This is a genomic window from Geodermatophilus sp. SYSU D00697 (genome assembly GCF_054050175.1).
In genome coordinates this window covers 245917-269043 of the sequence record NZ_JBJGYV010000004.1, presented here as the reverse complement: position 1 = coordinate 269043, position 23127 = coordinate 245917, and the positions used below count along the sequence as shown (strand labels likewise).

The following is a 23127-nucleotide window of genomic DNA, read 5'->3' as shown; positions in this document are numbered from 1 at the left end:
CGGTCGTCGAGGTCGTGGCACGGCGGGGACGCGACGGGCGGACCGACCTGCCGGTGGTGCGGGCGAGCGGGCAGCTCGCCGTCCGGCGCACCGGGCCGGCGACGGTGCACCTGGTCGCCACGGCCTTCGGCCCGCTGGGCGGGGACGACGCGACGATCCGGCTGGTCGTCGAGGAGGGCGCCGCGCTGACGGTGCGCTCGGTCGCGGCGGCCGTCGCGCTCCCCGCGCGGGAGGAGGCGCCGTCGGTGCAGCGGGTGGCGGCGACCGTCGGCGGGCTGCTCGACCTGAGGCCCGAGCCGACGGTGGTGACCGCACGGGCCCGGCACGTCGCGGAGCTCACCGCCGACGTGGGCCCGGACGGCGTGCTCACCGCCACCGAGCAGGTGCTGCTCGGCCGCACCGCGGGGGCGCCCGGCCGCTGGACCGGCACCACCCGCGTGGTGCGCGACGGCCGGCCGCTGCTGCACACCACGGTCGGGCTGGGGCCGGGTGAGCCCGCCTGGTTGCCCCCGGTCGCCCCGCGGGCGTATGCCTCCACGGTGCACTCCGGCCCTGTGCCCCTCCCAGGCCGCGCGGGGGACAGCGCCACCGCGGACGACGCCGTCCGGCTCCCGCTGCCCGGCGGCTGGGTCGCCACCGCCTGGGGTGCCGAGCTGCACCGGGTGACCCGGGCGCTGGAGGAGCTCGGCCGCCCGGCGCGGATCCCGGCATGAGCCTGGTCGTCCGTGCCCGCCGGGTGGTCACGCCGGAGGGCGAGCGCGCCGCCGCCGTCCACACCGAGGACGGGCGGATCACCGCGGTGACCGGCTTCGCCGATGCCCCGCCCGGGGCGGTCACCCTGGCCGACGACGAGGTGCTGCTCCCCGGCCTGGTGGACAGCCACGTGCACGTCAACGAGCCCGGCCGCACCGAGTGGGAGGGCTTCGCCACCGCGACCCGCGCCGCGGCGGCCGGCGGGGTCACCACGATCGTCGACATGCCGCTGAACTCGATCCCGCCCACGACCACCGTCGAGGCGCTGCGGGTCAAGCGGCAGGCCGCCGACGGACAGGTCGCCGTCGACGTCGCCTTCTGGGGCGGCGCGGTCCCCGGGAACCTCGACCAGCTGCGGCCGCTGCACGAGGCGGGGGTGGTCGGGTTCAAGTGCTTCCTGCTCGACTCCGGCGTCCCGGAGTTCCCGCCGCTGGACGACGCCGGCCTGCGTGCCGCGCTCGCCGAGCTGGCCGCCGTCGACGGGCTGCTCATCGCGCACGCCGAGGACGCCGGGGTCGTCGCGGCGGCGCCCGGGCCGCACGGACCCAGCTACGCGGCGTTCCTCGCCTCCCGGCCGCCGGCGGCGGAGGAGTCGGCGATCGCCGGGCTGGCGGCGGCGGCGCGCGACACGGGAGCGCGCGTGCACGTCGTCCACCTGGCCGACGCCGACGCGCTGCCGGTGCTGCGGCGGGCCCGGGCGGACGGTGTCCGGATCACCGTGGAGACCTGCCCGCACTACCTGACCTTCGCCGCCGAGGAGGTCCCCGACGGGGACACCGCCTACAAGTGCTGCCCGCCGATCCGCCAGACCTGGCACCGCGAGGCGCTGTGGGCCGCGCTGGCCGACGGCGAGGTCGACCTCGTCGTGAGCGACCACTCGCCGTGCACGCCGGACCTCAAGCGGCTCGACGTCGGCGACTTCGGCCTGGCCTGGGGCGGGATCGCCTCGCTGCAGGTGGGGCTGCCGGCGGTGTGGACCGGAGCGCGGGCGCGCGGCCTGTCGCTGACGCAGGTGGTGCAGTGGATGTCGGCGGGGCCGGCGCGGCTGGCCGGGCTGCCGGGAAAGGGCGCGATCGCGGCCGGGAAGGACGCCGACCTGGTGGCCTTCGCCCCCGATGAGCGGTGGACCGTGGGGCAGCTGGCGCACCGCAACCCGGTCACGCCCTACGCGGGCCGGGCCCTGGTGGGACGGGTGCGGCGGACCTGGCTGCGCGGCCAGGACGCCGACGGCAGCCCCCGCGGCCGGCTGCTCGACCGCGGGAGCCGCTGATGTCGGCGGCGCCCTCCTGCAGGGCCCCGTCCCCGTCCCGCGGCCCCGTCCCGGCCCCCTGCAGGGGACCCACCCCGAGCCTGCGAGGGGTGGGGGGCAGCGGGTCCTCCTACTGCTGCTCGCCCTCCTCGCGGGCGGCCTGGTCCATCACCTGGGGGTCGTCGGTCGAGCCGCCGGCGGGATCGGCGTTGCCGAGCGCCGTCTCGGCCGGCATCTGCTGCACGTGCTCGCGGGCGCGCTCCCGCAGGTCGTCAGTGGGTTCGGACACGAGGCCTCCTCCGTGGTGGGTGTACGGGGTCTGCCCTACCCGTGCCGTGCCAGAGTGACCCGCGCGCCGTCCACGCACCGAGGAGCCCGATGAGCGACCCCACGCGCCTGACCGACCTCGCCAGTCGTGCCCTCGGCGGCGCGGTCGTGGCGGCCAACGACGAGTTCTTCGCGGCCAAGGAGAACCTGGTGCTCCCACACCCGCCGGTGGCCCGCACCGAGTTCGGGCACCGGGGCAAGGAGTACGACGGCTGGGAGACCCGCCGGCGCCGCTCACCCGGCGCCGACTGGGCGATCGTCCGGCTGGGCGCGCCCGGGACCGTGGCCGCGGTGGTCGTCGACACCGCGCACTTCACCGGCAACTCGCCGTCCCGGGTCTCCCTCGACGGTGCCGCGGTGGAGGGTCACCCGGCGGTCGGCGAGCTGGTGCGCGCCGACTGGCAGCCGCTGCTGCCGCTCTCCGACGTCACCGGCGACACGGCCAACGTCTTCCCGGTGAGCTCGGCGCGGCGCGTCACGCACGTGCGGCTGGTCATCCAGCCCGACGGCGGGGTGGCGCGACTGCGGGTGCACGGCACGGTCGTCCCCGACCCGCGGCTGGTCGACGCCGGCCCCTTCGACCTGGCCGCGCAGGAGTGGGGCGGCCGCGTGACGGCGGTCAGCGACGACTTCTACGGCCGGCCGGCCCAGCTGATCGCGCCCGGACAGGCCCGCACCATGGGCGAGGGCTGGGAGACCCGGCGGCGTCGCGGCGAGGGCAACGACTGGGTGGAGGTCGCCCTGGCCTGCGAGGGCGTGGTGACCCTGGCCGAGCTCGACACCACCTGGTTCCTGGGCAACGCCCCCGGCTCGGCGTCGCTGACCGGCACCGGTCCGGACGGCGAGGTCGTCGTCCTGCCGCGGACCCGGTTGCAGCCCGACACCCGGCACCGGTTCGTCCTCGACGGCGGCCCTGCGGTCGAGCGGGTCCGGCTGGACGTGTTCCCCGACGGCGGCATGGCCCGGTTGCGGCTGTGGGGCCGGCCCACCGCGGCGGGGCGGGCCTCGCTCGGCCGCCGCTGGTTCGAGGCGCTGCCCGACGTCCAGGCGCTGGAGGTGCTGGGGTCGGTCGGTGTGCCCCCGGCCGACGCGGGCCGGCTGGTCGGCGGGCGCGCCCTGCCGGCGGACCTGCCGCCGGCCGTGCGGGGTCTCCTGGAGGGACCGGGGCGGTAGACCGGAACGGGCTCGGGCGCCCCGGTGCCGCGGGCTGCCGATAGGGTTTCGGCTCCCCGCCGCGACACTCCCCGAGGAGCAGCCGTGTCCCGTCCCGGTCCTCTGGCTCTGCTCGTCCCGGCCGCGGCGCTGGCACTCGCCGGGTGCAGTTCGGCGATCGAGCAGGGCGAGCTGGAGTCGCAGGTGGCCGCGGCGCTGGAGGCCGAGACCGGGGTCAGCCCGGAGGTCAGCTGCCCCGGGGACCTCGACGCCGAGGTCGACGCCACGACCGAGTGCACCGCCACCGAGCCCGACACCGGCCGCGAGTTCACCTACCGGATCACGGTCACCTCGGTGGAGGACGGCCGCGCCGCGTTCGACATCCAGTCGGTCGACTGACGCCGCGCCGGGCGTCGGGTGACCCGGCCGGCACCCCCACCTGTGCAGGATGCCGGGGTGCGGACCGCAGACCTCCTCGTGCACGACGCCGAGTTGCTGGCCACCGTCGACGACGCCCGCCGCGAGATCGCCGGGGGCTGGGTGGCGGTCACCGACGGGGTGGTCAGCGGGATCGGCGGGCCCGCGGACCCCCGGCCGGCCGCCGCCCGCCGGATCGACGCCCGCGGCTGCCTGGTCACCCCGGGGCTGGTGAACACCCACCACCACCTTTACCAGAACCTCACCCGGGCCTACGCCCCCGCGCTGGCCGGCGGCCTGTTCGACTGGCTGGTGACCCTCTACCCGCTGTGGGCGCGGCTGGACGAGGAGGCGGCCTACGTCAGCGCCTACGTGGGGCTCACCGAGCTCGCGCTGTCGGGCTGCACCGCCTCCACCGACCACCTGTACGTGCACCCGCGCGGCGGCGGGGACCTCATCTCGGCGGAGGTCGCGGCGGCCCGCGACCTGGGCGTGCGGTTCTCGCCCACACGGGGCTCGATGTCCCTGTCGGTCAAGGACGGCGGGCTGCCCCCGGACTCCGTCGTCCAGGACGAGGACGAGATCCTGGCCGACTCCGAGCGCCTCGTGCGGCTGCACCACGACCGCTCGCCGTTCGCGATGACGCGCATCGCGCTCGCTCCCTGCTCCCCGTTCAGCGTCTCGCCCTCGCTCATGGCCCGCACCGCGGAGCTCGCCGAGACCCTCGACGTGCGGCTGCACACCCACCTGTGCGAGACGCAGGACGAGGACGCCTTCTGCCTGGCCACCTTCGGCCGGCGGCCCGTCGACCACCTGGCCGACGTCGGCTGGATGAGCGACCGGGTGTGGTTGGCGCACGTCGTGTGGCCGTCCGCCGAGGAGGTCACCCGGCTCGGCGCTTCGCGGGTCGGGGCGGCGCACTGCCCGTCGTCCAACATGATCCTGGGCAGCGGGCTGGCGCCCGTGGCCGAGCTGCGCGCGGCCGGCGCGCCGGTGGGCCTGGGCGTGGACGGCTCGGCGTCCGCGGACTCGGCGTCCCTGTGGCTCGAGGCCCGGACGGCGATGCTGCAGGGCAAGCTGCGGCACGGCGCGGGCGCCTTCTCCGCGCGCGACGCGCTCGAGCTGGCGACCCGCGGCGGGGCGGCGTGTCTCGGCCGGGTGGGGGAGATCGGCCAGCTGTCGGTCGGCGCGTGCGGGGACCTGGTGGTGTGGCCGCTGTCGGGCGTCGCGTTCGCCGGCGCGCTGTCGGACCCGGTGGAGGCCTGGCTGCGCTGCGGGCCGGTGGCGGCGCGGCACACCGTCGTCGCCGGGCGGCTCGTCGTGGAGGACGGCGTCCCGGTGCACTCCGCGCTCGACGAGCAGCTCGCCGTCCACGCCCGGGTGGCGGCCCGGATGCAGGCCGCCGACTGACGACACCGCTCGTCTTCAGAGGGCCGAGGCGAGGGCGTCGAGGTCGTCGGGGGTGGCGTCCAGGTGCGGGGAGACGCGCAGCACCGGCCCGGTCATCTCCCCGGGCGCCCGCTCGCGCTCGATCGCCGTGGTCACGATGCCGTGCTCGGTCAGCAGCCGCGCCCGGGTGGTGACGACGTCGACGCCGTCCGGCGGGCGCAGCGTGGTGGTCGCGGTCGGCTCGTCCAGCGGCTCGACGACCCGCCAGCCGGCTGCGCCCTCCAGCACCTCGCGGGAGGCCCGTCCGAGCGCGGCCAGCCGCTCCCGCACCCGCACCGGACCGGCCGCCACGTGCTCGCCCACCGCCAGCACCAGCCCGACCCGCCCGGCCACGTGCGCCTCCCCGGACTCGAGCGCCCGCAGCGGCGGCAGGTCGGCCGGCGCGGGCAGCGCGGGGGTGAGCTCCGCGGTGATCGCGGGCCGGACGCACAGCACCCCCACGCCGCGCGGGCCGGCCAGCCACTTGCGGGAGGTGGCGTAGACGACGTCGGCGCCCACGTCGGTGTCGACGTGGCCCAGCGACTGGGCGGCGTCCAGCACCAGCGGCACGCCGGCCGAGCGGCACAGCGCGGCCACCTCGGCGGCGGGCTGGACGATGCCGCGGTGGCTGCCGATGTGGGTCAGGTGGACCACGCGCGGGGGGTCGGTGGCCAGCAGGCGGGCCAGCCCGTCGAGGTCGGCCCGGCCGAGGTCGTCGACCGGCAGCGGCTCGGGCACCAGCCCGGCGGCGCGCAGCTGGGCGGCGTTGGGCGCGTACTCGCCGGGCAGGCAGGCCACCCGCGACCCCGCGGGCAGGCGCCAGCCACCGAGCAGGGCGACGAGGGCGGCCTGCGCGGACTCCACGAAGACGACGTCGGCCGCGGCCATGCCGACCAGGCCACCGATCACCGAGCGGCCCTGCTGCAGCAGGTCCTCCGCGGTCGCCTCGGCGACGTACCCGCCGAGCTCGGCCTCGTGCCGGGCGTGGTGGGCGACGGCCTCCAGCACGCGGTGGCTCTGGCGGCTGCAGGCGGCGGTGTCCAGGTGGCGCCCGGCCGGGCGGGGGCGGGCGGAGCGCCACGAGGCACCGAGGTCCTCGTGGACGAGGGCGGGGTCGAGCACGGTCACGGCACCACGCTAGGCGAGCCGGGCGACCGGACGGGTCAGGTGTCGAGGTCCCCTCGGGCCACCGAGACGCCGGAGTGGGCCGGGTTGCCGTCGAGGGGCTCGACGGAGACGTCGACCACCGGGTACTCACCGAGGTCCAGGCCCGGCGGCAGCTCGAACACCGCGGTGTCGCCGCCCCGGACGACGCCCATCGCCATCAGGCGGGAGACCGACCGGTCCAGCAGCCACACCTCGTAGTACTCCCCGCGCAGTTCGGCGGCGCTGAGGTCGACCGACAGCACCAGGCTGCCGTCGCTGCGCTCGATCACGCGCGCCTCACCCGACGCGCCGCTGGCGTCGAGCGGGTCGAGGGCGGCCGCGGCGACCGTGAGCCCCTCACCGCTGCGGGTGCCGAGCGCCACGGTGCCCGCGCCGATGCCCGCGCCGACGACGAGCGCGGCCGCGGCGGCCAGCACCAGCCGGGAGCGGCGCGGGCGCAGTCGGGTGACCGGAGCCGGCGGCGGCCCGGAGTCGGCCGGCTCGGCTCCCGGGGCCTGCGTGGCTCCCGGGCCCGGCTCGGCTCCCGGGGGCGGCTCGGCTCCCGGGGGCGGCAGAGCCGCGCTGACCGGCGGGGACGCCCCGGCGACGGCCTCGGGACGCGGCGCGACGGACACCCCGGTCGCCGCGGCGATCCCCGCCCACACCCGCGGGGGCGGCGGGACCGGAGCGCCGGGGGCGGCCAGCTGCGGAACGGCGAGCGCGTCCACCCCGCGCCGCAGCGAGACGACCTCGGCGCGGCACTGGGTGCAGGACTCGAGGTGCGCGGCGTCGGACTCGGGCAGTGGCTCGCGGAGCGCGGCCAGGGCGAGTTGCTCAGGCGTGCAGTGCGGCACCGTCCACCTCCAACCGGTTGCGCAGGCGCTCGAGGGTGCGCCGGATGTGACTCTTGACCGTGCCCAGGGGCAGCCCGGTGCGGGCGGCGATCTGGGCGTGAGTGAGGTCTTCGAAGAAGGCCAGCTCGATGATCCCGCGCTGGGGCTGACCGATCTGGTCCAACTCGTCGAGGAGCAGCACACGATCGGCGACGGTGGTGTCCACCAGCGGGCCACCGGGGTCCGGCGCGGACTGCGCCTGGGCCATGGCCGCCTCGGTGGTGCGCCGCTGCCGGTCCCGGCGGGCCCAGGTGTCGGCGATCTTGTGCCGGCAGACGCCCACCAGCCACGCCGGCAGCGGCCCCTGCTCGGGGCGGTACCCGGCGCGGCCGGTCCAGGCGGAGATGAAGGTCTGCTGGGTGACGTCCTCGGCGTCGGGCCCGGGGCCGAAGGCGCGCACCGCCATGCCGTGGACCTGGCCGGCGAAGCGCTCGTAGGCCCAGGCCAGCCCCTGCTCGTCGCCGGCGGCGAACCGGCGGGCGACCTCGGCGTCGTCCGGTTCCGGGGTCTCCCCCGGCAGCGGCCCGACGTCCGTGGTCACGCGCTCGACCCTAGGCCCTTGGCGGCCCCGGTTGAGGACCCTGGTCACGGGAGGGCCTCGGCGACGACGACCACGACGTCCCGGTAGCTGCCCAGCTCGGGCAGGAACGGGCCGCCGCAGGTGACCAGGGCCAGCGAGGGCCGCCCGGTCCGGCTGAACAGGCGGTCCAGCGGCAGCGCTCGCTTCTCGACCAGCTCGCGGGACACGACTCGCCACCCGGTGACGGCGCCGGCCGCGTCGGTCACCTCGATCTCGTCCCCGGGCGAGGCCTCCCGCAGCGGGGCGAGTGCCCCGAGCCCCTGGGTGCGGTCGTCGACGTGGCCGGCGAGGACTGCGACCCCCTCCGCGCCGGGCAGCGGCCCGAACCGGTACCAGCCCACACGGTCGACGTCGTCGGGCAGGTGCACCTGACCGTCCTCGCGCACCCCGACCGGGTCGACCGGGGCGTCCACGCCGAGCCCGGGCACGGTCAGCCGCGTCGGCTCCGGGGGCCGCGTGGCGGGCGTGGGAGCCGCGTCGCGGGTGACCACCGGGATCCCCGACCACTCGTGGCCGGTCGGCGGAGGGGCCGCCGGTGCCGCCGCCGAGGAGGCCGGCGGCGGCACCGACGGGGTCGGTGCGGGGAGGGCCTGCTCGACCGGTCTCCCGGTCGCCGTCGGTTCCCGGGTCAGCGCCCAGGTGGCCGGTGCGCCGACCGCGAGCGCCAGGCCCAGGGTCGCGACGGCGGCCGCGGAGCGCATGGCCGGGCTCCCTCCCCCGATGGAGGTCAGGAGCGGACGGGCACGAGCCGGCGGGCGGCCACACCGGCGAGGGCCAGTCCGGCCAGCGACAGCGCCACGACCGGCACCGGGAGACCGTCCTCGTGGGCCAGGCCAGCCGAGCCACCGGGGACGCCGGACGGGGCGGAGTGCGATCCGGAGATCGTCTGGACGGCCAGGTCGAAGCCGGCGTCCTGCGATCCCCAGGCGTAGACGATCGTCGTCGCGCCCTCGGTCAGGTCGAGGTCGGCCGGGCCGAGGGCGACGGTGTCGGTCCCGGCGAGCACGACGTCCGCGGTGACCGTGCCGGCCGGCACGGTCAGGGCCGCCTCGTTCGGGTTGGTCAGACCCGGGGCGACGACGCTGCCGCCGGCCCGGACGTCGACCGCCGGTGCGGCCGCGGTGTGCCGGACGACGACGCGGGCCTGGCCGGCGGGCACCGCGGAGGTGTCGTTGACGAACGGGGTGAGGGTCGGCGCACCCTCGGCGGACAGGTGCGCCACGACGGTCGCGTTGGCCCCGGCCGGAACGGCGACGCCGTCGGCGGACAGCAGCGGATCGCCGGACGCGTCCGGCGCGTCGGCGGGGTAGAGGGCCAGGTCGTAGGTCCCGGCGGGCAGCTGCAGCGGATCCGTGAGGGTGCCGGGCTGGAAGTCGTCGATCAGCTGTTCTCCGTTGGCGTAGACGTCGACCGGGGTGGCCGGCACCGCGTGCAGCACCGAGACGGTGGCGGTGTCCGCGGCCAGCGCCGGAGCGGCGCCCAGGGTGACGAGGGCGCCGGTGGCTCCGCCGACGACGATGGCGAGGGAGGTGCGGCTACGGGGCACGGGACGGTCCTTCCGGAGGTGGAGGTGCCTGTCACTCCCTCCTTCCGGGCCTTCCCGTCCGGCGGATGCAGTGTCGGGGCCCGCCCGTCCGGCGGATGCGTCGACGGGGCCCTCCCGTCCGGCGGATGCGGCGTCGGGCACAGGTGTTCCCGAGGAGCTCGTGCTCTGCATGCGAGGGGTGTGCAGAGCGCGAGCGTGCCGGGACCGACGTGGCGGGGCGGTCCTTCGTGCCCTGCATGCGAGGGGTGCGCAGAGCGCGAGCGTGCCGGGACCGACGTGGCGGGGCGGTCCTTCGTGCCCTGCATGCGAGGGGTGCGCAGAGCGCGAGCGTGCCGGGACCGACGTGGCGGGGCGGCCCGGCCGACGGGGCTCAGGCCGGGACGGACAGGGAGAGCGCGAAGTCGCCGTCCGGGTCGGTCCACCAGTGGGTCATCGACAGGCCCGCGGCGGCCAGTTCGCGCGCCACCCCGTCGCGGCGGAACTTCGCCGACACCTCGGTGCGCATCTCCTCGCCTGCGGCGAACGGGACGTCGAGGTCGAGCTCGGCCACCCGCACCACCTGGGCGGCGCGCGACCGCAGCCGCATCTCGATCCACTCGTGGTCGGCGTCCCACACCGCCACGTGCTCGAAGGCGTCGAGGTCGAAGTCCGCGCCGAGCTCGCGGTCGAGCACCGCGAGCACGTTCCGGTTGAACTCCGCGGTCACGCCGGCCGCGTCGTCGTACGCGCGGACCAGCCGGGCGGGGTCCTTGACCAGGTCGGTGCCGAGCAGGAAGGAGTCGCCCGGCGTCAAGGTGCCGGCGAGCTCGGCGAGGAACTCCGCCCGCGGCCCGGGCTCGAGGTTGCCGATCGTCGAGCCGAGGAACGCCACGAGACGCCGGCCGGAGCGGGGCAGCTCGGCCAGGTGCCGGGTGAAGTCGCCGACCACCGCCTCGACCTCCACGCCCGGGAACTCCGTCTCGATGGCGGCCCCCGCCGCCCGCAGCACCGACGGGTCGACGTCGCAGGGCACGAACCGGCGCAGCGTGCCCGCCCGGCGCAGGGCGCTGAGAAGCAGGCGGGTCTTCTCCGACGTCCCGCTGCCCAGCTCCACCAGGACGTCCGCCCCCGAGGCCGCGGCGACCTCTCCGGAACGGGCGGCGAGGATCGCCCGCTCGGCGCGGGTCGGGTAGTACTCCGGCAGGCGGGTGATCTCGTCGAACAACGCACTGCCGCGCGCGTCGTAGAACCACCGCGGCGGCAGCGACTTCGGCGTCGCGGTGAGCCCCGCGAGCGCGTCGGCGCGCAGCGCCTCCGCGGCGTCCTCGGGGGCGAGGTGGGTGGTCAGCGAGATCGACACGGGTCTCCTCAGGCGAGCGGGGTCAGGGTCAGGCCGTCGGGGGTGACCTCGACGAGGGAGCGGTCGGGCACGTCGGTCCACGCCGGGTCGTCGTCCCAGGGCTCGCTGGCCAGCGCCGTCCCGTCCGGAGTGACCAGCGCCGACAGCGTGTCGCCCCAGGTGGTGGCCAGCAGCCGGGTGCCGTCGGCGGCCAGCAGGTTGAGCCGGGCGCCCGGGTCCGCGGCGCCGACCTCGAGCACGGTGGCTCCCAGCGCATCCGGGCCCCGGGCGAAGACCAGGGCCGCCAGCAGCGCGCTGTCGACGGTGGACTCGGCGTCCCGCACCGGCGGCAGCACCGACCGGTCCACCCGGCCGTTGTGCGACAGCAGCCACCGGCCGTCCGTGAACGGCGCGACGGCGCTCTCCTCCAGCGGCATGCCCACCGTCGCGGACCGGACGGCGGCCACCACGCACCCCGACGACAGCACCGGCGCGACCGAGGCGAACGACGGGTCGGCCCACATCGGGCGCGGTGAGCGCCAGCGCGCCGGCTCCGCGCGACCGGGCACGAAGAAGCCCACTCCCCAGCCGTCGGCGTTCACCGTGCCGTACCGCTGCCGGCGCGGCGCCCAGGACTGCACCAGCAGGGAGGACGGCGGCTCGAGCACGAGTGCCGCCAGGGTCCGCGGCCGGCCCAGCCAGGCGAGGTGTCGGCACATCAGGCGGACGACCCGTCGACCGACCAGGCCAGCCGGACGCCGCTGAAGACCTGCCGGCGGACCGGGTGGTCCCAGTTGCGGAAGCTCGGCCGCAGGATCGAGGCCGCCACCGCCCAGGAGCCACCTCGCAGGACCTTGTGGTCCCCGCCGAAGAACGGCGCCGAGTAGTCGGCGTAGAGCATCGGCCGGAAGCCCGGCCAGGGGAGGAAGTCCGAGGAGGTCCACTCCCAGACGTCGCCCAGGAGCTGCTCGGCGCCGTAGGCCGAGGCGCCGGCCGGGTAGGCGCCGACCGGAGCCGGGCGCAGGGCGGTCCCGCCCAGGTTGGCCAGCGCCGGCGCCGGCTCGGCCGAGCCCCACGGGAAGCGGCGGCGCCGGCCGGTGGCAGGGTCCCAGACCGCGGCCTTCTCCCACTCCACCTCGGTGGGCAGCCGCGCCCCCGGGGCCACGGTGCCGGTGCCCCCGGCCCAGGCGGCGTACGCCTCGGCCTCGAAGAACGTGACGTGCTGGACCGGTTCGTCGGGGGGCAGCTCCTCGGTGATCCCGAACCGGGTGCGGGTGCCGTCGGGCCCCCAGAACTGCGGCCGCTCCAACTCGGCCTCCACCCGGTGCGCCCAGCCCCGCTGCGACCACCACCGGGGCTGGGCGTAGCCGCCGTCGGCGACGAAGGCGGCGTACTCGGCGTTGGTCACCGGCACCCGCCCGATCCGGAAGGCCGGGACGTCGACCACGTGCGCGGGCCGCTCGTTGTCCAGGGAGAACGGCTCCTCGGTGGCGTGCACGCCGAGGACGAACTCCCCGCCCGGGACGAGCACCGACGTGCCGGCCACCCCGGGCCGGCCCGACGGCAGCGGCGTGCCGGCGCCGAGCAGCGGCGGGCCGGGACGCAGGTTCAGCGCCTGCAGCATCGTCTCGTCGTGCTGCTGCTCGTGGCTGACCACCATGGCGAAGTCGAACGGGTCCCCGCCGTCGGCAGCAGGGTCGGCGCCGAACCGGTCCAGCCGGTCCAGGACGCGGCCGCGCACCTCGCCGCAGAACGCCCGCGCCTCGACCGGTGGCAGCAACGGCAGCCGGGAGCGGACGGCGCGGGGGTGGGTGAACGCGTCGTAGAGCGCCTCGACGTCGGCCGGGAGCAGACCCGGGCGGGTGGCGTCCCCGCGGCGCAGCAGCCAGAGGTCCTCCTGCTGGCCGATGTGCGCGAGGTCCCAGACCAGCGGGCTGAGCAACGGCGTGTGCTGGCGCAGCAGCTCGGGCTCGTCGAGGTCGGTGAGCAGCAGCGTGCGCGCCCGGGCGGCGGTCAGCTCGCGGGCGAGGATCTCGGTCAGGTCGCTCATCGAGGGGACTCCGTGGCTGACAGGAGGGCGGCGGCGGGGCCGTGGGTGCGGGCGGTGCGGAGCAGGGAGCCGCCGGGGCTCCCTCCGCGGTCGACGAGGTCGGCCAGGGCGGTCACCTCCCCGCGCAGGGCGGTGGGTGCGGCGTCGCACGCGGCGGCGAGACAGGTCCGGGCCGCGGCGTGCAGCGCCCGGTCGGCGAGCCCGAGCCGGGCGGCGCGGTCCCACGCGCCGGCGACCGGTTCGGTGGCCGCCGCGGCGCGCCCGGCCGCGACCGGGTCGTCGAGCAGCGTGGTCGTCACCGCGGCCAGCGCCGGCCACCAGGGCTCCGGAGCGGCGTCGAGGTAGCGGATCTCCAGCCAGCCGCGCGGCCGGACCGGGGGGAAGAGCGTGGTCAGGTGGTAGTCGAGGTCGGCGGTCGTGGGCGACCGCCCGCCCAGCGGAGCCGCGCCGGTGACCCAGTCGGCGAACGGCACCCGCCCCCGGACCGGGACGGCGCCGCCGGACGCCGGGTCGCGCACCAGCATGACCGGGGCAGCGAGGGCGTACCGCGCCCACTCGCCGGCCGGGTCGGCCCCGCCCAGCAGGGGGCCGCAGCGGGCCTGGTCGATCTCGCCCCACACCCGCTGCCGGTGCGACGTCCAGCCGGTGGACCGGCCGGCCGCCAGGGGCGAACAGGCGGAGACCGCGACCAGCACCGGCCCGATCTGGTGGGCCAGGGCCACCCGGCAGCTCCACCCACCGCGGGGGCCGGCCTCGAGGTTGACCTGCAGGGACGCCGTCCCCGACATCATCGCCGTCCCCGCGGCCGCGCAGCCGACGGCGGCGAAGTGCTCCTCCATCGCCGCGTAGCGAGGGGCGGGACTGACCCGGCGGGGCGGGCGCAGCGGATCGGCGCCCACGGGGGCCGACCCGAGCCCGTCGTCGGCCAGCGCCGCGGCGAGCACGGCCCGATCGGCGCGCAGCGCGGCGACCGCGTCGGCGACGCCGGGCAGCGGCGGCCCGGACAGCTCCACCTGGCCGCCCGGCTCGAGGGTCACCCGGCTGCCCCCGGGCAGGGTCGGCAGCGCGTCGAGGACGCCGCGGACGCGCGCCCACGGCACCCGCGAGGCGGGATCGGTGCGGTCGACCAGGTGCGCCTCGAGTTCCAGGCCGACGGCGCCGACCGGTCCGGGGCGCAGCGCGGCGTCGGCCACGTGCGCCAGCGCGCCGTCGAGGTCGAGGGCAGCCGCGTGCCGCTGCTCGGTGACCGGGGCCACGGGCCCCACCCCCTCCAGGTCCGGACCGGTCGACGTCGACCGCGGGTCGGTGCGGGGGCGGCCCGTCGTCGCGGCCGTCCTCGGCGAACATCCTGCACACCCCCACTGACAGGACAAGCCCCGCGCGACGACGTCCTCCGGTGTTCGGACGAAGATGGGCGCGTGGATGCCGCTCGGGACCGGGACGCCGAGGGGCGCGCCCGCAACGCCCGCCCGCGGGACGCGCTGGGCCGCCCGCTGCCTCGCGGCGCGGTGGGCGAGGAGCGGGCCCCCGAGGGGGTGGTCCGCCCCCCGGCCGAGGCCCTGGCCGAGGCCCAGCGGCTGCTCGACGCGGGCCGGCCGTTCCACGCCCACGAGGTCCTCGAGGACGCCTGGAAGTCCGCGCCGGAGCCCGAGCGGCAGCTGTGGCGGGGGCTGGCGCAGCTCGCGGTGGGGCTCACCCACGCCGCCCGGGGCAACGCTCGGGGCGCGGCCACCCTGCTCGACCGCGGGGCCGGGAACATCGCCGGCTACGCCGCCGACCCGCCGCACGGTCTCGACGTCGCGGGCCTGGCCGCCCGGGCGCGGACGCTGGCCGCCGAGGCGGCCGCCGGGCGGGAGGTGCGTGCCGCCTCGATCCGGCTGAGGAGCCCCGGGACGTGACACGAGGACGACGTCGCGACGGTGTGCGCGCGGCGGCGGTGCTGGCCGCGGCGGTCGCCCAGATCGGGGGCAGCCCGCTCGGGACGGCCGTCGCCGGGCGCAGCGTGGGCGAGGTCAGCGACGCGACCCGCTCGCTGATCACCCCGGCCGGCTACGCCTTCACCATCTGGGGCCTGGTCTTCGCCGGCGCGCTGGCGTGGGCGGTGTACCAGGCCCTGCCCGGCCAGCGAGACCGCCCGGTGCACCGGCGGACCGGCTGGCCACTGGCCGCGGCGTTCGCCGGCAACGCCGCCTGGGAGGTGCTGTTCCCGCTGGTGGGGGACAGCGCGCCCCTGGTCCCGGCGGTGCTCCTCTTCGCCATCGTCGCGGCGGCGGCGACGGCCTGGGCCCGGCTGCAGGACCTGCGCCTGTCCGGACTCGCCCGGCTGCTCCCGGCGGCGGTCACCGGCCTGCTGCTGGGCTGGGTGACGCTGGCCTCCGCGGCGCAGGTGGCCTCGGCGGGTGTCGCGCTCGGCGCGCCCGCCCAGGGGCCGGCAGCGCAGGCGTGGTCGGTGTCCGCCCTCGCGGCGGTGGCCGCGCTGGGGGCCGGGGTCGTCCTGGTCGCCCGGGTCTCGGCGGGGCCGTTCGCGGCGGCGGTGGTCTGGGGACTGGCCGCGGTCGCGGTCGACGGCGGACCGGTGACGGTGACCGTCGCGGCGGTGGTGGCCGCCGCCGTCGTGGTCGCGGCCCTGGCGGTCCGGGCGGTGCGGCGGCCCGACCGCGGGGCGCTGCTGGTCGGCTGAGCGCACCCCTACCCCCCGCCGAGTGACGCGGAGCACACTGCCGGGCATGACCGCCTCCAGCGCTGCGCGCACCCGCGAGGTCTGGGCGGCCGGGGACTACCAGCGCGTGGGCGTCCGGCTGGTGCCGGCCAGCGAGCAGCTGGTCACCGACCTGGGCGTGCGGCCCGGGGACCGGGTGCTCGACGTGGCCGGCGGCACGGGCAACACCGCGCTGGCCGCCGCCCGCCGCGACGCCGACGTCGTCTGCACCGACCTCGTGCCCGAGCTGGTCCAGTACGCCGGCCGCCGCGCGCAGATGGAGGGGCTGGCCTTCACCACCGAGGTCGCCGACGCCTGCGCGCTCCCGTTCCCGGACGGCTCCTTCGACGTCGTGGTCTCCACCTTCGGCGTCGTCTTCGCCGCCGACCCCGAGCAGGCCGCGCGGGAGCTGCTGCGGGTGCTGCGGCCGGGTGGCCGGCTCGGGCTGACCGCCTGGCGCCCCGAGGCACCCGGCGGCCGGCTGCTCTCGCTGATCGCGCGGCACGACCCGGAGGACGCCACCGGGGACCCGGTGAGGTGGGGGACGCCCGACGGTGTGCAGGGGCTGCTGGGCCTGGGGGAGTGCTCGCTGCGGCACGCGGAGCGCACCGTGGAGTTCACCGCACCGTCGGTGGCGGCGCAGTGGGAGCGCTACCGCGACTGGTACGCGCCGGTGCACGTGGCCTGGCGGCGGCTGGACGAGGCCGGGCGTGCGACGCTGGAGGCCGAGTTCAGCGACATGTGGGGCAGCTTCACGCGCGGCGGCGGACCCGGCATCGTGGTGCCCAACACCTACCTGCAGTCCACCGGCGTGCGGGCCGGCTGAAGGGGAGAGCGATGAGGAGCTTCGAGGCCGCCACCCGGATCGACGCGAGCCCCGCCGCGGTGTGGGACCTGCTGGTCGACGTCGGCGGCTGGCGGGACTGGGACTCCGGCGTCGACCGCGTGGAGGGCCGGGTCGCCCTGGGGGAGCGGCTCACGCTCTACGCCACGATGATCCGCAACCGCCCGTTCGACGTGACGGTCACCGAGATCCGTCCCGGCGAGGTCATGCGCTGGCGTGGGGGCCTGCCGTTCGGCCTGGCGGTCATCGAGCGCACCTACCACCTCGACGGGCAGGAGGACGGCGGCACGGTGCTCACCGTCCGCGAGGACCACAGCGGGCCGCTGGCGTTCCTGCTCGGCCGCACCACCCCGGACCTCAACCCCTCGTTCCGGCAGTTCTGCGCGGGCCTCAAGGCGCGCGCCGAGGGGCGGACCTCCCGGCACGGGGGCTGAGGCCGGCCGGCGGGACCCGCTGGTGCACCGGCCGGTCGGGGACGCGGACTAGCGGCCGATGCCGTCGAGCAGCCGCTCCGTCCGGGCGGCGAACGGTGCGAACCCGAACCGCTCGCACAGCTCCAGGGCGCGCTGCAGCTCGGCGGCCGCGCCCGGCAGCCCGAGCAGGGCCATCACCCCGCCGCGGTAGAGCGCGGCCGGGCCGAGCACCGTCGTCCCCGGCCACAGGACGACGACGGTGTCGCCGTAGGACCGCAGGGCCGGGAGCACGGTGGCCGCCCGCTCACCGTCGGCGAGCTCGAGGAAGACGTCACTGAGCAGGACGGTCTGCACGGGCTCCCGCGTGCCGCCGCCGGGGGAGGTCAGCAGCCGGTCGACCGCGGCGAGGGCGGCCTCGCGGCGGCCGGCCTGGGCGTGCGCCTGGGCCAGCACCCCCAGCCAGCCGGGGTCGACCGTCGCGGCGAGGTCCACCACCTCCGGGACGACGTCGGGCAGCCGGTGCTCGTGCCAGGCGGCGATCCCCTCGATGGTCTGCCGGGACATCCGGGTGACGTCGGCGGCCGCGGGGGAGGTGGTCGGCGCGTCGGCGACCGCGGCGTCGGCCAGCTCCCGGGCCCGGCCCGCCTCGCCGCGGGCCAGCGCCAGGCCGGCCCGCCACCAGGCGTCGAGCTGCAGCAGGTCGCCGTCCCCGCGGCGGACGGCGAGGTCGGTGAACCGCTGGGAGACCGCGGCGGACTCCTCCGCCTGCGTCGTCTCCAGCAGCGCGCAGCGCAGCAGGTGGAGGGCGGTGGCCTCGGCCGCGGGGTCGCCGGACCGCTGCCGGAGCATCGCCCGCGCCCACTCCAGGCGCTCGCCCGCCCACGCCGGCGTCCAGTGCGCCACGAAGCGGGCGACCATCGCCCGCGGCCGGGCGGTGGGCCGGTCCCGCGCCGCCGCGAGCGCCCGCGCGGCCAGCTCGGGACCGCCCGGCGACCCCACCGACGCCCGCTGCACGGCGAGCGCGGCCAGCACGGCCGACCGCAGGTCGGGGTCGAGCTCGTCGGCCAGTTCGGCGGCCTCCTCGAGCAGGGACACGTCGGTCGCGGCGAGGGCGCCGGAGGTGGCCCAGTAGCCCCCGAGCCCGCCGCCGGCCGAGGTGACCGCGGCCCGGGCCAGCCGCGCCGCGTCGTCCGCCCGCCGGGCCAGGTCCGCGGCGGCGGCCAGGGCGGCTCCGCTGGCCTCGATCAGGCCCAGCCGGCGCAGCGCGGCGCCCCGCACGAGCTGCAGGTCGGCTCCCGTGTCGCCGTCGCCGGGGCCGGCGTGGGCCAGGCCGCGGGCGGCCAGCGCGGCGGCCTCGTCGTCGCCGGCCCGGTCGAGGGCCTCGGCGGCGGCCGTGAGGCAGGCGCGGGCGGCGGCCGGGTCGGGGGCTCCGGCGGCGGCCTCGCTGCGGTGGACGGCGATGGCGGCGGCGGAGGTGGCCGCGGCCGGGCTGGCCGCCAGCGCGTCGGCCAGCAGCCCGTGCAGCCGGGCGCGGCGGACCGGCCCGAGGTCGGCCAGCAGCACCTCCCGGACCAGGTCGTGGGCGACGCGGACCCGCCCCGGCACGGGCTCGACCAGCAGCCCGGCGCGCAGGGCGGCGGGGACGGCGTCGTCGGCCGCCCCCTCCAGGACGGCGGCCAGCAGCCCGACCGAGGTGTCGCGCCCCGCGACGGCGGCGGCCTCCAGGGCGGCCCGGGTCGCGGCTGCCAGCGGAGCCAGGCGCAGCCGGACGACGTCGCGCACCCCGGCCGGGACCGGGCCGCCGCCCTCGGGCAGCGCGGCGAGCTCGGTGACGAAGAAGGGGTTGCCGGCCGACCGCTCGGCCACGGCGGACGCGGTGCGCTCGTCCTGCGGGCCGCCGCGCAGCGCCGCCACCAGCGCGCCGACCTCACCGGCGGCCAGCCCGGACAGCTCCAGCCGCCGCGCTCCCGGCACCCGGGCCGCGAGCCCCAGCACGCGGGCCAGGGAGGGGTCTCCGGTGGCCTCCTCGCGGCAGGTCAGCGCGACCAGCACCCGGCTGTCGGACAGCTGGGAGAGGACGACCTCGAGCACGTGCAGCGAGTCGCCGTCGGCCCACTGCAGGTCGTCGAGGACCACCAGCAGCGGCGCGGCGGAGGCCAGGGCGCGCAGCCGGCGGGCGGTGTCGAGGCCGAGGGCGAATCGGGCGCCGGTGTCCGTGCCCGGCAGCGCCTCGGGCAGGCCGCCGAGCACCTGCTGCCAGGGCCAGTAGGGGGGAGCGCCGCCGATCTCGGCGCAGCGGCCCCAGCGGACCGCCGCCCCAGACCGTCCGGCGAACGCCTCGACCAGCCGGGTCTTGCCGATGCCCGGCTCCCCGGTGACCACCACGGCCGTGCCACGACCGGCGCCGGCCGACGCCCACGCCGCCCCGAGCGCGTCGAGCTCGGTGGCGCGGCCGACGAAGCCGTCGGGCACCGGCGCCGTGGCGGGGGCCGCGCGCGGCGGCGCGGGGGCCAGTCCCCGGTCCTGCCGCAACACCGCCGACTCCAGCTCCCGCAGCTCGGGCGAGGGGTCGAGGCCGAGCTCGTCGGCGATCCGGGCGCGGGTGGCGCGCAGGACGTCGAGCGCCTCGCCCTGCCGGCCCGCCCGGTAGAGCGCCCGGGCCAGCAGGGCGGCCGTGCGCTCGCGCAGCGGTTCGGCGGCCGCGGCCGCGGCCAGGTCGGCCACCAGTTCCGCGCCGGCACCCAGCGCCAGCCGCACCTCCGCCAGCCGCTCCACCGCGCCCCGGTGCAGCTCCTCCAGCCGGGCGGTGACCGGTCCGACGTCGGGCACGTCGGCGACGTCGGCGTAGGGCCGGTCCCGCCACAGCGCCAGCGCCTGGGTGAGCAGCCGCGCGGCGCCCGCGTCGTCGGCCGTCGCGGCGGCCCCGACCAGGTCGGCGAAGGCGTGCGCGTCCACCGCCGTCCGGGGCAGCACGAGGGCGTAGCCGGCCCCGCGGGTGACCAGCACGGTCGCCTCGCGGGCGCCGCGGCCCGGGTCGAGCAGCCGGCGCAGCCGGGCGACGTGGCCCTGCAGGGTCGTGGCCGCGGTCGCCGGCGGGCCCCCCCGCCACAGCCGGTCGGCCAGGACGTCGGCGGGCACGGGCCGCCCCTCGGCCGCGGCCAGCAACGCGAGGACCTCGGCGGGCCGGCGCCCGCCGAGGTCCAGTTCGCTGCCGTCCCGGGTGACGCGTGTCGGGCCCAGCACGCCCACCCGCAGCTCCACGGCTGCGGAGGGTAGGCGAGATCAGTGCTGCGCAGGGGTCAGCGGCGCGAGGTCGCGACCGTGCCGCCCGTGGCCGACCGGACGAGGGGGGAGGCGCGCAGCCAGACCGCCGCACCGACCACGAGGACCAGCCAGCCGAACAGGCCGGTCTCCGCGGAGAACCAGGCGGTGTGCTCGCGCTCGGCGGTCAGCGGCGCGAGCACGTGGTACAGGGTGGCGTTGGCGACGGCGTGCGCGAGCACCCCCGGCCAGATGCCCCACCGCAGCTGCATGCTGGCCAGCACCGCACCCAGCGCGGTGGTCCCGAGCGTGGTGCACAGCAGGGCGTAGGTCACCGGCAGGCCGTCGGGCGCGCCTCCGAGGAAGAGCACCAGCGGCCAGTGGAACGCCCCCCAGGCCACGCCGCTGACCAGCACCACGGTGCGTGGCCGGGCCACCTCGGCCAGCCGGGTGACCAGCAGGCCGCGCCAGCCGACGTCCTCGGCGAGGGCCAGCACCACGTAGGGCAGGACCAGCAGCGTCAGGCCCAGGGCGGTCATCGGGCCGAGGCCGCCGGTGTCGACGCCGCCCAGGCCGGTGACCCACAGCAGCGCCCCACCGGCCAGGGTGGTCACGAGCGCCCACAGCCAGGCCCGCCCCAGGACGCGCAGCGGCACGCGGCGGACGCCCCAGCCGGGCCGCCGCAGGCTCCCGGTGGTGACCAGCCGGGTCAGGACGGCGGCCAGGAGCGGGATCAGCGCCTGGCCGTAGAGCACGGCCTGCACCAGCGGCGGGGACTGGTCGATCGCGCGCACGTCGGCGTCCTGCGAGGCGGCGAACGCCGTGGTGCCGGCGAGGAGGGCGGCCGTCGTCCCGAGGAAGACGGCGATCTCCTTCCCGGGTGAGGGGGTGCGCGGCGGTGCGGCCGGCGCGGGGGAGAGCTGCGGGGTGGTGGTCATCGCGGTTCGGTGCTCCCGGGTCCTGGGGTGTGCCATCGCCGCAGAGCCTCGGGACCGCCGCTGGTCGGCCCCTGGTCCGCCGCTGGTCGACCCCGACCAGCGGCTCACCAGCGGACCGCGCGAGCGTGGCCGGCATGCAGCGCCCCGACCCCGTCCCCGCCGCCGCCGTCGTCGCGCTGCCGGCCGGGGGCGCGCTGAGCCGCTGCCGGGCCCGCAGGGCCGACCTGGTGCTCGTCGTCCTGGCCGGCTGCCCCGTCCTGGCCGCCGGGGACGGCCGACCACGCCCCCTGACCCCGGGCGGGACGGCGGTCTGCCGGCGCGGGACGGCGTGGTCCCTGCGGGCCGGGCCGGAGCCGGCGCGGCTGGTCGTCGTGGCCTTCCCCGCCGGGCCGGAGCGGGCGGTGGCCGACCTCGCGCAGCGGCCGGCCCTGGACGACGCCGCGCGCGTGGCGCTCGCCGCCGACGGCGGGCTCGAGCTCGTGCTGGAGCCCACACGACCGATGTGACCGCAAGCGCGACCCCCGGCGGCCGAGGTGGGACGATGGGCACCGCCATGAGCACCGAGACCACAGCCGCCGCACCCCGCACCGACGACACCGACCTGGGCGAGCCGGCCACGCCGCCGCGCGGGCCGGTCACCTCGGCGTCGTACTCCCTGACCGTCCGGCTCACCGCCGACGGCGACCCGGCCTCGATCGGCCGGATCGCCACCGCCGTCGGGTCCGCCGGCGGCGCGGTCACCGCCATCGACGTGGTGGACAGCCGCTCCGACGGGCTCACCGTCGACGTCACCTGCTCGGCCGCCGACGCCGCGCACTCCGAGGAGATGGTGGAGGCGCTCCGGTCGGTCCCCGGGGTCAAGGTCCGCAAGGTCAGCGACCGGACCTTCCTGCTGCACCTGGGCGGCAAGCTGGAGGTCGCCTCCAAGGTGCCGCTGAAGACCCGTGACGACCTGTCGATGGCCTACACGCCCGGTGTCGCGCGGGTCTGCCTGGCGCTGGCGGCCAACCCCGACGACGTCCGCCGGCTGACGATCAAGGGCAACACCGTCGCCGTGGTCACCGACGGCTCCGCCGTCCTCGGCCTCGGCGACATCGGCCCGGGCGCGGCGATGCCGGTCATGGAGGGCAAGGCGGTCCTGTTCAAGCGGTTCGCCGACATCGACGCCTGGCCGATCTGCCTGGACACCCAGGACGTCGACGAGATCGTCCGCACCGTGGAGCTGCTGGCCCCCGGCTTCGGCGGGATCAACCTCGAGGACATCGCCGCGCCGCGCTGCTTCGAGATCGAGGCCCGGCTGCGCGAGAAGCTCGACATCCCCGTCTTCCACGACGACCAGCACGGGACGGCGATCGTCGCGCTGGCGGCCCTGCGCAACGCCCTGCGCGTGGTGGACAAGCAGCTCGAGGACGTGAAGATCGTGGTCGCCGGTGGCGGTGCCGCCGGGACGGCGATCGTGCACCTCATGCTCGAGGCGGGCGCCCGCCGCGTGCTGGTGTGGGACCGCGAGGGCATCCTCTCGCCCGACGACGAGCGGCTGTCCCAGGCCAAGCGGGACCTGGCCGAGCGCACCAACCCCGAGTGCGTGCGCGGGGAGCTGCCCGACGCGCTCGAGGGCGCCGACGTCTTCATCGGCGTCAGCGCCGGCAACGTGCTCGCCGTCGAGGACCTCGCCCGGATGGCGGAGAACGCGGTCGTCTTCCCGATGGCCAACCCGACCCCCGAGGTGGACCCGGTCCGGGCCCGGCAGTACGCGGCGGTCGTCGCGTCGGGCCGCTCGGACCTGCCCAACCAGATCAACAACGTGCTGGCCTTCCCCGGCGTCTTCCGCGGGCTGCTCGACGCCCGCGCCCGGGAGATCAGCGACGGCATGCTGCTGGCCGCGGCCGAGGCGATCGCGGCTGTCGTCAAGGACGACCAGCTCAACGCCAACTACATCATCCCGAGCGTCTTCGACCCCGCCGTCGCCAAGGCGGTCGCGGCCGCGGTCGCCGACCAGGCCCGCACCGAGCCCGGCGCCACGGTCCAGCTGAACGAGGACAACGGCGACGACGCCTGACGGAGGACCCCGGACCGGGCGGTCCCTCGCGGGGACCGCCCGGATCGGGGGACGG

Annotated in this window: 23 protein-coding genes; 11 read left to right on the top strand and 12 right to left on the bottom strand. The window is 77.8% G+C overall.

All coding sequences use genetic code 11. The features are described 5' to 3' along the window. Positions 1 to 14: 14 nt before the first annotated feature. Together ACI79C_RS06235 and allB are read left to right on the top strand one after the other, a co-directional pair. On the top strand, positions 15 to 713 hold the full coding sequence (locus ACI79C_RS06235) for an urease accessory protein UreD (RefSeq protein ID WP_456944759.1): 699 nt from the start codon (positions 15 to 17) through the stop codon (positions 711 to 713). Further along, a complete protein-coding gene (allB, locus tag ACI79C_RS06230) occupies positions 710 to 2023 on the top strand; it encodes an allantoinase AllB (RefSeq protein WP_456944758.1) in 1314 nt (437 codons plus the stop codon). The genes ACI79C_RS06235 and allB overlap by 4 nt, the downstream gene beginning before the upstream one ends. Positions 2024 to 2132: 109 nt before the next feature. Here allB and ACI79C_RS06225 read toward each other — a convergent pair whose 3' ends face one another. Continuing rightward, positions 2133 to 2291 carry a hypothetical protein gene (locus ACI79C_RS06225; RefSeq protein WP_456944757.1) on the bottom strand — a complete coding sequence of 53 codons (159 nt, stop codon included), beginning with the start codon at positions 2289 to 2291 and terminating at the stop codon, positions 2133 to 2135. Between the two features lie 89 nt (positions 2292 to 2380). Here ACI79C_RS06225 and alc point away from each other — a divergent pair, with 89 nt between their 5' ends. The 3 genes from alc to ACI79C_RS06210 all read left to right on the top strand — a co-directional run bounded on the left by alc (position 2381) and on the right by ACI79C_RS06210 (position 5308). Beyond that, positions 2381 to 3502, top strand: coding sequence for an allantoicase (alc, locus tag ACI79C_RS06220; protein WP_456944756.1), 1122 nt, complete (start codon positions 2381 to 2383; stop codon positions 3500 to 3502). Between the two features lie 84 nt (positions 3503 to 3586). Next, positions 3587 to 3880: a DUF4333 domain-containing protein gene (locus ACI79C_RS06215; RefSeq protein ID WP_456944755.1), complete on the top strand. Its 294-nt coding sequence runs from the start codon at positions 3587 to 3589 to the stop codon at positions 3878 to 3880. 57 nt (positions 3881 to 3937) lie between these two features. Further along, positions 3938 to 5308, top strand: coding sequence for an 8-oxoguanine deaminase (locus ACI79C_RS06210; protein ID WP_456944754.1), 1371 nt, complete (start codon positions 3938 to 3940; stop codon positions 5306 to 5308). Positions 5309 to 5323: 15 nt separating this feature from the next. Here the strand turns inward: ACI79C_RS06210 and egtE are convergent, their stop codons facing one another. From egtE to egtA, 9 genes are all read right to left on the bottom strand, one after another. After that, positions 5324 to 6454 (bottom strand): ergothioneine biosynthesis PLP-dependent enzyme EgtE, encoded by a 1131-nt coding sequence (gene egtE / locus ACI79C_RS06205; protein ID WP_456944753.1) that lies wholly within the window; start codon positions 6452 to 6454, stop codon positions 5324 to 5326. Positions 6455 to 6489: 35 nt separating this feature from the next. Beyond that, on the bottom strand, positions 6490 to 7326 hold the full coding sequence (locus ACI79C_RS06200; protein WP_456944752.1) for an anti-sigma factor: 837 nt from the start codon (positions 7324 to 7326) through the stop codon (positions 6490 to 6492). Further along, the gene (locus tag ACI79C_RS06195) at positions 7307 to 7906 is read right to left on the bottom strand and encodes an RNA polymerase sigma factor (protein WP_456944751.1); all 600 of its coding nucleotides are present in this window, start codon (positions 7904 to 7906) and stop codon (positions 7307 to 7309) included. The genes ACI79C_RS06200 and ACI79C_RS06195 overlap by 20 nt, the downstream gene beginning before the upstream one ends. Positions 7907 to 7950: 44 nt before the next feature. After that, a complete protein-coding gene (locus ACI79C_RS06190) occupies positions 7951 to 8646 on the bottom strand; it encodes a class F sortase (RefSeq protein ID WP_456944750.1) in 696 nt (231 codons plus the stop codon). Positions 8647 to 8672: 26 nt separating this feature from the next. Next, positions 8673 to 9491, bottom strand: a complete 819-nt coding sequence (locus ACI79C_RS06185) for a DUF4397 domain-containing protein (RefSeq protein WP_456944749.1) — start codon at positions 9489 to 9491, stop codon at positions 8673 to 8675. A 370-nt stretch (positions 9492 to 9861) separates the two neighbouring features. Continuing rightward, on the bottom strand, positions 9862 to 10830 hold the full coding sequence (gene egtD, locus ACI79C_RS06180) for an L-histidine N(alpha)-methyltransferase (RefSeq protein WP_456944748.1): 969 nt from the start codon (positions 10828 to 10830) through the stop codon (positions 9862 to 9864). Positions 10831 to 10838: 8 nt separating this feature from the next. Beyond that, positions 10839 to 11528, bottom strand: coding sequence for an ergothioneine biosynthesis protein EgtC (egtC, locus tag ACI79C_RS06175; RefSeq protein WP_456944747.1), 690 nt, complete (start codon positions 11526 to 11528; stop codon positions 10839 to 10841). Next, positions 11528 to 12859: an ergothioneine biosynthesis protein EgtB gene (egtB, locus tag ACI79C_RS06170; protein WP_456944746.1), complete on the bottom strand. Its 1332-nt coding sequence runs from the start codon at positions 12857 to 12859 to the stop codon at positions 11528 to 11530. Before egtB ends, egtC begins: the two co-directional genes overlap by 1 nt. Next, positions 12856 to 14115, bottom strand: coding sequence for an ergothioneine biosynthesis glutamate--cysteine ligase EgtA (egtA, locus tag ACI79C_RS06165; RefSeq protein ID WP_456944745.1), 1260 nt, complete (start codon positions 14113 to 14115; stop codon positions 12856 to 12858). Before egtA ends, egtB begins: the two co-directional genes overlap by 4 nt. 162 nt (positions 14116 to 14277) lie before the next feature. On the opposite strand from egtA, the gene ACI79C_RS06160 reads away from it, so the two are divergent. From ACI79C_RS06160 to ACI79C_RS06145, 4 genes are read left to right on the top strand one after another with little or no spacing between them, the layout of a single operon-like run. Continuing rightward, the gene (locus ACI79C_RS06160; protein WP_456944744.1) at positions 14278 to 14757 is read left to right on the top strand and encodes a DUF309 domain-containing protein; all 480 of its coding nucleotides are present in this window, start codon (positions 14278 to 14280) and stop codon (positions 14755 to 14757) included. Then, positions 14754 to 15539: a hypothetical protein gene (locus ACI79C_RS06155; protein WP_456944743.1), complete on the top strand. Its 786-nt coding sequence runs from the start codon at positions 14754 to 14756 to the stop codon at positions 15537 to 15539. The genes ACI79C_RS06160 and ACI79C_RS06155 overlap by 4 nt, the downstream gene beginning before the upstream one ends. A 46-nt stretch (positions 15540 to 15585) precedes the next feature. Beyond that, positions 15586 to 16383, top strand: a complete 798-nt coding sequence (locus tag ACI79C_RS06150; protein WP_456944742.1) for a class I SAM-dependent methyltransferase — start codon at positions 15586 to 15588, stop codon at positions 16381 to 16383. Between the two features lie 11 nt (positions 16384 to 16394). Then, a complete protein-coding gene (locus tag ACI79C_RS06145; RefSeq protein WP_456944741.1) occupies positions 16395 to 16835 on the top strand; it encodes an SRPBCC domain-containing protein in 441 nt (146 codons plus the stop codon). Positions 16836 to 16883: 48 nt separating this feature from the next. Here ACI79C_RS06145 and ACI79C_RS06140 read toward each other — a convergent pair whose 3' ends face one another. After that, positions 16884 to 20075 carry a BTAD domain-containing putative transcriptional regulator gene (locus ACI79C_RS06140; RefSeq protein WP_456944740.1) on the bottom strand — a complete coding sequence of 1064 codons (3192 nt, stop codon included), beginning with the start codon at positions 20073 to 20075 and terminating at the stop codon, positions 16884 to 16886. Positions 20076 to 20113: 38 nt separating this feature from the next. Beyond that, on the bottom strand, positions 20114 to 21013 hold the full coding sequence (locus tag ACI79C_RS06135) for a CPBP family intramembrane glutamic endopeptidase (RefSeq protein WP_456944739.1): 900 nt from the start codon (positions 21011 to 21013) through the stop codon (positions 20114 to 20116). A gap of 134 nt (positions 21014 to 21147) precedes the next feature. Between ACI79C_RS06135 and ACI79C_RS06130 the strand changes: the two genes are divergently transcribed. Together ACI79C_RS06130 and ACI79C_RS06125 are read left to right on the top strand one after the other, a co-directional pair. Further along, positions 21148 to 21519: a hypothetical protein gene (locus tag ACI79C_RS06130; protein WP_456944738.1), complete on the top strand. Its 372-nt coding sequence runs from the start codon at positions 21148 to 21150 to the stop codon at positions 21517 to 21519. 35 nt (positions 21520 to 21554) lie between these two features. After that, positions 21555 to 23072 carry a malic enzyme-like NAD(P)-binding protein gene (locus ACI79C_RS06125; RefSeq protein ID WP_456944737.1) on the top strand — a complete coding sequence of 506 codons (1518 nt, stop codon included), beginning with the start codon at positions 21555 to 21557 and terminating at the stop codon, positions 23070 to 23072. The last annotated feature ends 55 nt before the right edge of the window (positions 23073 to 23127 follow it).

Excerpts from the sequence above, each read along its gene's own strand:
- egtB (WP_456944746.1), bottom strand. The coding sequence starts at position 12,859 with ATGAGCGACCTGACCGAGATCCTCGCCCGCGAGCTGACCGCCGCCCGG.
- ACI79C_RS06130 (WP_456944738.1), top strand. The coding sequence starts at position 21,148 with ATGCAGCGCCCCGACCCCGTCCCCGCCGCCGCCGTCGTCGCGCTGCCG.
- allB (WP_456944758.1), top strand. The coding sequence starts at position 710 with ATGAGCCTGGTCGTCCGTGCCCGCCGGGTGGTCACGCCGGAGGGCGAG.
- alc (WP_456944756.1), top strand. The coding sequence starts at position 2,381 with ATGAGCGACCCCACGCGCCTGACCGACCTCGCCAGTCGTGCCCTCGGC.
- ACI79C_RS06190 (WP_456944750.1), bottom strand. The coding sequence starts at position 8,646 with ATGCGCTCCGCGGCCGCCGTCGCGACCCTGGGCCTGGCGCTCGCGGTC.
- ACI79C_RS06150 (WP_456944742.1), top strand. The coding sequence starts at position 15,586 with ATGACCGCCTCCAGCGCTGCGCGCACCCGCGAGGTCTGGGCGGCCGGG.
- ACI79C_RS06125 (WP_456944737.1), top strand. The coding sequence starts at position 21,555 with ATGGGCACCGCCATGAGCACCGAGACCACAGCCGCCGCACCCCGCACC.
- ACI79C_RS06135 (WP_456944739.1), bottom strand. The coding sequence starts at position 21,013 with ATGACCACCACCCCGCAGCTCTCCCCCGCGCCGGCCGCACCGCCGCGC.
- ACI79C_RS06145 (WP_456944741.1), top strand. The coding sequence starts at position 16,395 with ATGAGGAGCTTCGAGGCCGCCACCCGGATCGACGCGAGCCCCGCCGCG.
- egtC (WP_456944747.1), bottom strand. The coding sequence starts at position 11,528 with ATGTGCCGACACCTCGCCTGGCTGGGCCGGCCGCGGACCCTGGCGGCA.